Source organism: Paenibacillus assamensis DSM 18201, assembly GCF_000422445.1.
Classification (GTDB): Bacteria; Bacillota; Bacilli; order Paenibacillales; family Paenibacillaceae; genus Paenibacillus_B; species Paenibacillus_B assamensis.
The window spans coordinates 98,098-107,493 of the sequence record NZ_KE383840.1; the positions used below are offsets into that span (position 1 = coordinate 98,098).

Sequence of the window (9,396 nt, forward strand, 5' to 3'; positions counted from 1 at the left end):
GCAATGGATATGTCCGAATCTGATGTAATGTTAAAACAATACGAACAAGTGAACCAGCTCCCCACTCTTTATCAACTGGCATTGGAAGAGCTGGAGACAAAAATAAAGGTCATTCAAGCAGAGTGGAAAATACGAAACGGCTACAGCCCAATTGAGCATATTAAGACACGACTGAAGGAACCAAACAGTATTTTCAATAAAATACAGCGTAAAGGTTTCCCTCCTACATTGGATACGATTGTGAACAACATTTATGACGTCGCTGGCATGCGCATCGTATGTGCTTTTGTGAAGGATATTTACTTCATTCTCGATCATCTCAAAGTCCGTGATGACATCCGTGTAGTTGAAATTAAAGATTACATCGAGAAGCCTAAGGCAAACGGCTATCAAAGTGTACATGTTATCGTTCAAGTACCGTTGGTGCTGTTTGACGATGTCCGTTGGGTGTATGTAGAAATTCAACTCCGTACGCTTGCCATGGATTTCTGGGCAAGCATGGAGCACATTATTTACTATAAGTTCAATAAGCATGTTCCGCCGCATGTTGTGGATGAACTTGCAGAAGCAGCTCGTGCTGTTGATGAACTGGATCGCAAAATGCTTGATCTACGCAAAGAAATCCTCTCCTATAACGACGAGGATTGGGCGCAAGGAATGGCGAACATGTCTTTGCAGCAAACGTACAGCAGCAAGCTCACACTCGGCAATTTGGAACAGATGCTCAAACAGACAGCCGAGTCTGATCCGAAATCATAATTACAATCAATGAAGGATTCGGCTTTCAATGATGTGATGAATAACAAACACGTTATCAACACATAGTAGTACTGTGCTGGACGAAGTCTTTACGACACTGCCGAAATGGATCGTCTGGCGACCACCTACATGCCCTTGTTGCACATGCTGAACAAGCCAACTTCTTCAAAACAAGGGCAGAGCCTCTCATCGTATCTTATTCGAGATATGCGACAGGCTCGTGCAAGGCGATACCCTGACCGGGGTATCGCCTTTTCATTTTTACAACATACTCAACACGCAGCATTTCTACCATTTTTAACCTAACCATAAAAAGGCCACCCACAGCTCGTCCTAACACGGCTCATGGATGACCTCTTTTTGCTACTTACTGATTATCTAATCATCAATATTATCTCAATAAATGCGGTATGCTAACTATTGTAGAAACTGCTCCAACGTTGTTCTTTGTTCAAAAATGGCTTGTGCTGCCTCTTTCCCAACATAGCGGATATGCCATGGTTCGTACATATAACCTGTAATTGCTTCCCCATCCTTCGTATATCGGATAATGAAACCAAATTCGTGGGCATGTTCCGCCAACCATTGACCTTCTGTCGTGTCACCGAAAGATTGTTCTAACTCATTATTTGCACTTGGGCTGGATACGTCCATCGTTAAACCTGTCTGATGCTCACTTGTCCCCGGCTTGGCACTGACACGATTGGCATATTCTTCACCCTTCGTATTTACATGGTTATTGTATACCGAAGTTTGACGCTTGTAAGAGCGGTAGCCGGATACGGCATTCAGCTCGATCCCCTCCGACTCTGCTTGCTGGAACAAATGCTCCAACGCTGTCGCCGCTTCTTGGCGCAGCTGACGCTTCTCATGTGGTCCATCGAAAGAGAACTTCACTTGAGGCTCCACTAAGTCTGGTGGAATATATCCATCAGGAAGGAATCGCTCCTTATTCACAACTACATAGATCGAGTTTTCATTCGTCACGACTGTTTTACCATCTTGCTCCTTAGCGGTAGTGCTTAACGCGTGAGACTGCTGAATCGCTTGTATCGCATCTCCCGTCTCGTTGCTTGCCGCCCCTTCATTAGATCCGGCACTGTCGCTGCCTCCGTCTCCTGCAAGAGCAGGGTCTAGTTGTCCTGTCTGCACCCCGCCTTGAGCCCCCTCAGGCTTAGCCTGTGGCTTCTCAGAGGAACATCCGCTCAGCAGCATCGCCCCACTAAGTGCACTTACAAGGCATAAGATTGCCCATCGACGCTGTTTCATCTTTTATCAAACCTTTCCTATCATTTTCAACCATACATGCAGTAACTCTATCATCATGTCAGTTAGACAGAATCATGCTTATTCCCATAACAAACATGCTCTTACTAACGAACCTCGTCAAAAGAGCTGAATATTAAAGATTGTTTTGGTCGGCAACATACACCATCTACCTTATTACCCTTACTGAAACGAATGATATCAAAACTATTAAAAACAAAATGTAGAACTCTATTATAACGAATAGAAAGAAAGAGTTCACCTCCCATAAAGTCTGATTGAGAAGTAGTATCGTATCATCGAAGTTCCCCAATCGATCCCTAATAAGAAAGGACAGCCTCGTCATAATTAACGAAACTGCCCTCCACACACTGACATGCTGCTATGAAATAAATTGGACTTAGCAATTATAATTATTATTCCGCTTCAAACAATTGCTCAAGCTGATCAACCAAGCTGCCTACATAAGCGACAGCACTTCGAATCGGTTCAGGTCCTGACATATCGACTCCCGCTAGTTTCATTAACTCTAATGGCGACAACGTTCCGCCTGCTTTGAGTGCTTCCAACCAGCGATCTACAGCAGGTTGACCTTGCTCCTTAATGAGCTGGGCTGCAGCTGTAGATGCCGTCAATCCGGCCGCATAGGTGTATGGATATAAAGACATATAATAATGCGGTTGACGCATCCAAGTCATTTTCGCATCCTCATCCAGTTCAACAGCATCACCCCAGAATTGGGACAACACTTCACCTTTCAAGTCATTCAACTTCTTCGCATTCATCGGTACATCCTGCATCGCTAAGTCGTAGACGCGACGTTGAAGCTCACCTTCCAATAAATGTGTGACAAAGTTATGATAGTACGTATTTAGCAGTTGGGCGATAACCCAACGCTTCATCCGCTTGTCATCGGACTGCTTCACAATATGTTCAGCCAGCAGCAATTCGTTCATTGTGGAAGGAGCCTCGATAAAGTACAGGGATGGACGCGTGTTTACAAAGCGTTGATAACGTCCTGCCAACATGAAGTGGCCTGCATGGCCTACTTCGTGCGCAAGTGTGAAGGCACCACGCATATTGTCTGCCCACGAAACTAATACATAGGAATGCGCACCATAAATGGACGAGCAGAACGCTCCCGTTGATTTGCCCACATTGTCTGCATAATCAATCCAACGTTCCGTAAACGCTTCACCCATAATGTCGCTGTATTCCGTACCAAGCACTTGCAACGCATCTTGAACCAGCTTGCCAGCCTCATCAAATGTTATCGATGGACTAAAGTCTGCATCCAACGGTGCTTTCAGGTCACAGAAGCGCATCTGTTCCAATCCTAGCTCACGCTGCTTGAGTTTTGCATAACAGCGCATATGAGGCGCCAACTCCGCTTGAATAATATCTAAGATGTTATGGTACATCTCAAGCGATACATCCTGCGGCTCCAGCATCATATGGGTGACAGATTCATAGCCACGCAGACGAGACATAATAACCTGCTTCTTCACTTGCGTGGCATACGTCTCAGCAAATGTATTTTGATATTCGCGCAGCGTACTGGAGAAAGATGCGTATGCATTACGGCGCAGCGTCGTGTCCGATGACATTTCGTATTTATTTTCATATAGAGCAAAAGAAACAGGACGGGTACTGCCTCCCGCATCTTCTACCGAGTCAAATGACATATCTGACAACTTACCGCGCTTATAGATGCGAAACGGCGATTCAAGAACCTCACTCAAAGAAGCAAGCGCCGATTCTGTCTCAGGTGACAGCTGATGCGGCTTCTTCGCGAGCAGGTCCAACAACGTCTTACGGAACGGAGCCAATTCAGGCTCTTCTTCCAAATACGCTTCTATCGTTCCATCAGGCAATGATAAAATCTCGGAGCGAATAAAAGTCATCGCTGTCATAATCGATGCTCCGATATCCCCCATTCTCGCCGCATCTGTCTGATAATTTGGATTCGTGCTATCAACAGATAAATGCAAATGGGCGTAAGCATGTGCTTGGTATACGCGTACAAGCAGCTCTTCCTGAGCGATCAGCACACCGAGTAGCATACGAGCGCCTTCGTGCAGCTTACCACGATACTTCGTGACATTTGGGACATCTGCTTGAATTTTGCTCAAAGCCGCTTCCCAAGCATCCTGAGTCTCAAATAAATCTTCCAATCTCCACGTTGCTTCAACAGGTACTTCATTCCGTGACAATCGCTTCTCCATAGATGTAAATCTCCCCCCAAATTGGAATGTTAGCACAATATTCCATATGTTCACGATATCATATTATTGAACATAGTTAAAATAGTAAAGCAAGTGCAGACAATAACCGGTTAATGAAAAAAGAGCCTTGCCTGTTACGGCAAGACTCCTTTCTATCAGCTAGCAGATTAAGTTGCAGAAATAGCTGGCTTACCGCCTTCTACTTCTTTACCAAATGAAATATCGTCATCTTCGTCTTTATTGAACGCCTCACGATCGAACTCACCTTCGCTGTTGCCGACTAGCAAAGCTGCAACCGTCGTACCTGTTGCATTAACTGCTGTACGCGCCATATCCACGATAGCATCTACCGCAAGCACAAGTGCGAAGCCTTCGATTGGCAAGCCTGCTTGCACAAGTACTACGGTAGTCGAGATCGAAGCCGGACCAGGCACACCTGCAACTCCGATGGAAGCAATCGTAGCTACTGCAACGATAAGCACGTAATCGGTAATGCCCAATTCAATACCGAACACTTTCGCGACGAACACCGCAACGATCGCTGGATAAATACCGCCGCAACCATTCATGTTGATCGTAGCTCCAAGTGGAGCAACAAAGCTCGCAACACGCTCAGACACCTTAATTCGCTTCGTAATCACTTCCAAGTTAACAGGCAATGTCGCATAGCTGCTGCGTGTCGTAAACGCGACTGCAATCGTTGGATATGCCTTCTTGAAGAAGCGAATCGGATTAACGCGAGCCACAAATGTTACTAACAAGCCGTACGTTACGACCATATGAATCATGCAGGCAATAAACACGGCTGCTACGAACCATGCAAGCTGCTCTAGTGTATCGAGACCGTACCTTGCCGCCATTGATGTTACTAGGCCGAGCACCCCGTACGGAGTTAGGCGAATAACAAACTTTGTAACACGGAACATAATATGAGACAAGGACTCAAATACTTTACGAACAGGCTCCACTCGCTCAGGATGACGAGAACCTTCCCAAATAATTGCTACTGCAATAAAGACTGCAAATATAATAACCGGAACCACTTTACCTTCCGCCATCTCGTTAATCGGATTAGAAGGCACTAAGCTCAACAATACTTCCTTGAAAGTAGGAATTTCTCGTGCTTCAAACCCTTGCGCCGCTTCTGGTTGGTTAGCGATACCAGCACCAGGATCAATAACAAGCGCTGTTCCCAATCCAATAATTGCTGCTATCGCAGTCGTTATCAAGAAAATACTGATCGTCTTCACACCAAGTTTCTTCAATACGCCTACTTCTTTGACCGAAGTTAAACTTGTAATAATAGTGGAAAATACGAGCGGTATAACGACCATTTTAATGAGGCTTACATAAATGGAACCAATGATACCTACGTCCGCTGCATCCTTACCAAACACTGCTCCGACAATGAAACCGAACACTAGCGCCAACATGACGCGTGTACCGAAGCCCACTTTCTTTTTCGCCAGCCACCACAGTACGACGACTAGTAATAGGGCTGCTGCCCAACTTCCATATACGGACCAGTTCTGTACCGTTAACCATGATTGGTCTTTCATCTATAAGTCTCCCCTTCAATTATCTAATAATTCCTACCTGTTTAATAGGTATTATAAAAACAACGATGCTTTTCGTCAAACTTTTTTTATTTACACCCTATTTTCGCAACAAAAAAGACAGCCTGTACAAGAAGTAGACCGTCTCCAATAAGCCAGCTATGATTCTGTCTGCACTTGCTGCACACGTCGACGAGAACGAACCATTTGCAGCAGCTGCGGGCGAAACCGCTGGATAATTAATGTCCAGATCCAATAACCTAACAATGTGAATAGGACGCTATTTATTATTGCACCTAAAGTGAAGTTCAATCCTGTGCGCAGCCATACTTCCAGCCAACCTCCGCCACCTACAGCAATATCACCCGAATAAATATGCAAGAAATAGGCCAGCTTCATTAACCAATCACCTGTAAGGACGTTCATATAAAATAATGCAGGCCATACAACCGTTCCTATCGCAGCAGCGAATATGGAGCCTGCTATACTTCCACCGACCCATTTCGTTAGCCCAATGGATAAGACTGGCCCGATGCCGAATGTTGGGTACCAGCATGGAAGGAAACCAAATACGATACCTCGCGATATTTTAGAAGCACCCTGTCTAGAACGCAGCATACGGATGCTGTGATATCTCATAATTCTTAGCCATTTTAATACGATCATCATTTCCGTCCTCTCCAGGTTGTATGAATCACTTCTAAAGAACCAAAAGTATAATAACACACGATCTCTCTTGAAATTACATACCTTACTATAAGGTAAGATAAATGAAATTGACCATGTATAAGTGTCATATTTCTTAACTAGGTACCGTATGTTGATGGGGGAAAGAGTGGTTCAATCAACATAAATACTGTTAATGAACAATAGAATAGAACGATAAGGAGGGTTCTCTATGCACACATCCTCATGGAAATGGCTTAATCTCGTGGCGATAATTGCCGTCATTGCGATAAATGGGCTTGCCAACATCATCCCTTTCAACGGCGTTACGACAGGTGATGTATCAGCGATGTACCCCGTGCTCCTCACACCTGCAACGTATGCGTTTACCATTTGGATCCTCATCTACACCCTGTTAGTCGGATTCGCATGTTATCAGTTGCTGCCTCGCAGTGAAACGACGGTGCGTGCCATTGGGCCATTATTTGTGCTGAGCTGTCTGTTTAATATAACTTGGATTGTATTATGGCATTATCTTTATGATCAAGTGTGGCTGTCCCTTATTGCCATGTTTGGTTTATTTATCAGCTTAGTATTTATTTATCGCAGCGTTCGTAACCATCGTTACCCTACTACAGGACAGAAATGGCTCGTTCAATTGCCTTTCAGTATTTATTTTGGCTGGATTACCGTGGCAACTATCGTTAACATTGATGTCGCGCTATATGCAATAGGATGGAATCATTTCGGATGGAGTGACCAAGCTTGGACGCTTGCCCTGTTGGCTATTGGCACCTTCTTGGCATGGGTGATCGGTGGTCCGAATCGTGATGCGGCATTTGTACTCGTATTTGTGTGGGCCTATGTAGCGATTGCATGGAACAACAAAGATAGTGCTGCCATTTTTTATTCGGCGTTAGGATTCTCCACTTTGTTGGCATTGCTGGCTGTCGCTTTGCCATTCCGACCAAGGAAGCGGAGTGTAGATTAACTTTATTTACTTCTTTTAACTTAAGATCAAGAAAAAGGGTGGGCCTGTATGATGGAATCATGCAAGCTCACCCTCTTCTATATTACTCCAAATAAATGTAGTTCCTATTTACAAGGAACACCCTGAATATAGTAATGGCTTGGCTCAAATGTACGGAAAGCAACCTCTACTTCTTCAATCCCTGTTGCCAGCACATGCCGTGTCACGATCTCAGCAAAGCGATTCCTCACTTCTGTTCCTCTTTCAAACCAACTAACTTCCACGAAAGGATAGGGAGGAACCACTTTCCCCACCCATACTCCTGTCGTCTGTAAACATTCCAACGTAAAATTATCCGTTCCACACTGACACAATTGTGCCAGCTCCTCTGCTAGCTGTTGACTAACCGGAGCCAACTGTTCTGCGGCTACTCCTCGAAAAATTAAATGCGGCATTCTCTTCTTCCTCTCTACAGATGATTCACTAATTAGCATCATACATGGGGCTCACGCCGTGATCAACTCCTTCTGCCATGCATAAATAATATACATATACAAATTCTCATGGAGAAAGAAGGCGGATGTACGATGGATACCTATAATCGAAATAGATGGCCTACCGAAACTCATTCCGTACCCCGCTGTCTAAGTTCTGCACGCCTGAAGTCGCCAAATACATTTAGACTTCAGCGTAGAAGAGAACGTGGAATGGAAGCTTTTCTCTGGAAAGGACACTTCCCGTCCTCACGATATATATTCACCGTGTTTAATCACAATAATTGCGCACAGCAAGATATACGTCAGCAATCCCCTTCAATGAATTCTGTGAAAAGAAACAGCTCTTCGAAATCAGCTCATGAAAAAAAGAGAAAACGAAGACCTCCTTCTTCTTCCCTAACTAGCAAATCCCAGCATACTATCCGTCGTCGCAAGAAAAAGGCAGGGTGCACGAAAAAGAGAACCTACTCATCCCGATCCAATAATCCCTCCAAACAACGAAAACAGCGAGTGCAAAAATGCCATCGTAACAAAACTAAGTTATGTCATCCGATCAGTCCTATAAGAGTTCGTCGACCTCACAATTGGCGTTCTTGTTCATCTAAACCATCTCGCCAAATGAAATGGAAGTTATGCGTGGACCTTAGCTGTCGGCCAAGTCATCAACCTCATCCTTGTCCTCCCCCTAAACCACCCTGTCCGCCTGATCCTGAACCCCCTTGTGATTGTCTATGCGGCACTCAAACTATTTTTCAAGAAGAGAAATTTATGCAATTAACAATCCATCAACAATCCGTACTGCCTGCGCAAGATACGTCAGTAGCATCTGTTATTTCTTATGCCATTCATAATCACAGCTCAGTCCCATTGATAGCTGAATTAGAAATAAGTCCTAATGGGATAGATTATGCGAAAGACTCGACGTTAACCATTGAGCCTAAAACGATGAAAGTAGCAGTACCTCTCCGATTTTTGAGATGGATGCGGGTAAAACTATTAACGGCAGAAGGCGAATCAGGCACGGCTGATGTCTATTATCAAGCTCAATCATTAGGAAGTCAGGAGGAGGAGCAATAGCAAATGCCTAACTATAATGTTTTTCAGACGGATCCTGCGAATTTAACCACGTTAATATTCGGTAAAGACCCATCTGACAATAATGTCGCACTCCGAACGGATACAAATGGAAATCTGCTTAGTGTTCCGATGTATGGAACGATCAGCAGCATCCTTGGGGCAACCATTACAGCAGGGACACTATCTTCCGTTACTAATATCGGAACGATTACAAGTGTCCTGGGAGCAACGATTACGGGCGGTACATTAGCTGCTGTAGACAACATCGGGACCATTACCAGTATTCTCGGTGCTACCATTACGGGTGGAACCTTGTCTGCGGTCGGCAATCTCCTAAACGGCACCATCACCAGTGTCCTTGGCGCTACTATCACCGGAGG

The 9,396-nt window shown here is 44.7% G+C and carries 8 protein-coding genes and 1 pseudogene; 4 read left to right on the plus strand and 5 right to left on the minus strand.

Going from position 1 to position 9,396, the window contains the following annotated elements; translation table 11 throughout:
• Window positions 1–3: 3 nt before the first annotated feature.
• Complete coding sequence (locus tag H580_RS25210; RefSeq protein ID WP_425414144.1) at window positions 4–759, plus strand: GTP pyrophosphokinase; 756 nt, start codon at window positions 4–6, stop codon at window positions 757–759.
• Between the two features lie 417 nt (window positions 760–1,176).
• Here the strand turns inward: H580_RS25210 and H580_RS0122280 are convergent, their stop codons facing one another.
• The 4 genes from H580_RS0122280 to H580_RS0122295 form a co-directional block, all read right to left on the minus strand.
• Window positions 1,177–2,028, minus strand: coding sequence for a M15 family metallopeptidase (locus H580_RS0122280; RefSeq protein WP_028596744.1), 852 nt, complete (start codon window positions 2,026–2,028; stop codon window positions 1,177–1,179).
• A 413-nt stretch (window positions 2,029–2,441) separates the two neighbouring features.
• Window positions 2,442–4,250, minus strand: a complete 1,809-nt coding sequence (gene pepF, locus H580_RS0122285; protein WP_028596745.1) for an oligoendopeptidase F — start codon at window positions 4,248–4,250, stop codon at window positions 2,442–2,444.
• Window positions 4,251–4,417: 167 nt separating this feature from the next.
• Complete coding sequence (locus tag H580_RS0122290; RefSeq protein ID WP_028596746.1) at window positions 4,418–5,809, minus strand: dicarboxylate/amino acid:cation symporter; 1,392 nt, start codon at window positions 5,807–5,809, stop codon at window positions 4,418–4,420.
• A 156-nt stretch (window positions 5,810–5,965) separates the two neighbouring features.
• On the minus strand, window positions 5,966–6,475 hold the full coding sequence (locus tag H580_RS0122295; RefSeq protein WP_051217658.1) for a DUF2062 domain-containing protein: 510 nt from the start codon (window positions 6,473–6,475) through the stop codon (window positions 5,966–5,968).
• Between the two features lie 229 nt (window positions 6,476–6,704).
• On the opposite strand from H580_RS0122295, the gene H580_RS0122300 reads away from it, so the two are divergent.
• Complete coding sequence (locus H580_RS0122300; protein WP_028596748.1) at window positions 6,705–7,463, plus strand: tryptophan-rich sensory protein; 759 nt, start codon at window positions 6,705–6,707, stop codon at window positions 7,461–7,463.
• Window positions 7,464–7,567: 104 nt separating this feature from the next.
• Here H580_RS0122300 and H580_RS0122305 read toward each other — a convergent pair whose 3' ends face one another.
• Window positions 7,568–7,897: a DUF1904 family protein gene (locus H580_RS0122305; protein WP_028596749.1), complete on the minus strand. Its 330-nt coding sequence runs from the start codon at window positions 7,895–7,897 to the stop codon at window positions 7,568–7,570.
• A gap of 810 nt (window positions 7,898–8,707) precedes the next feature.
• On the opposite strand from H580_RS0122305, the gene H580_RS0122310 reads away from it, so the two are divergent.
• Window positions 8,708–9,016, plus strand: a complete 309-nt coding sequence (locus H580_RS0122310; protein WP_028596750.1) for a DUF6385 domain-containing protein — start codon at window positions 8,708–8,710, stop codon at window positions 9,014–9,016.
• Window positions 9,017–9,019: 3 nt separating this feature from the next.
• Window positions 9,020–9,396 (plus strand): annotated as a pseudogene (locus H580_RS26490) (DUF6385 domain-containing protein); the annotation flags it as partial.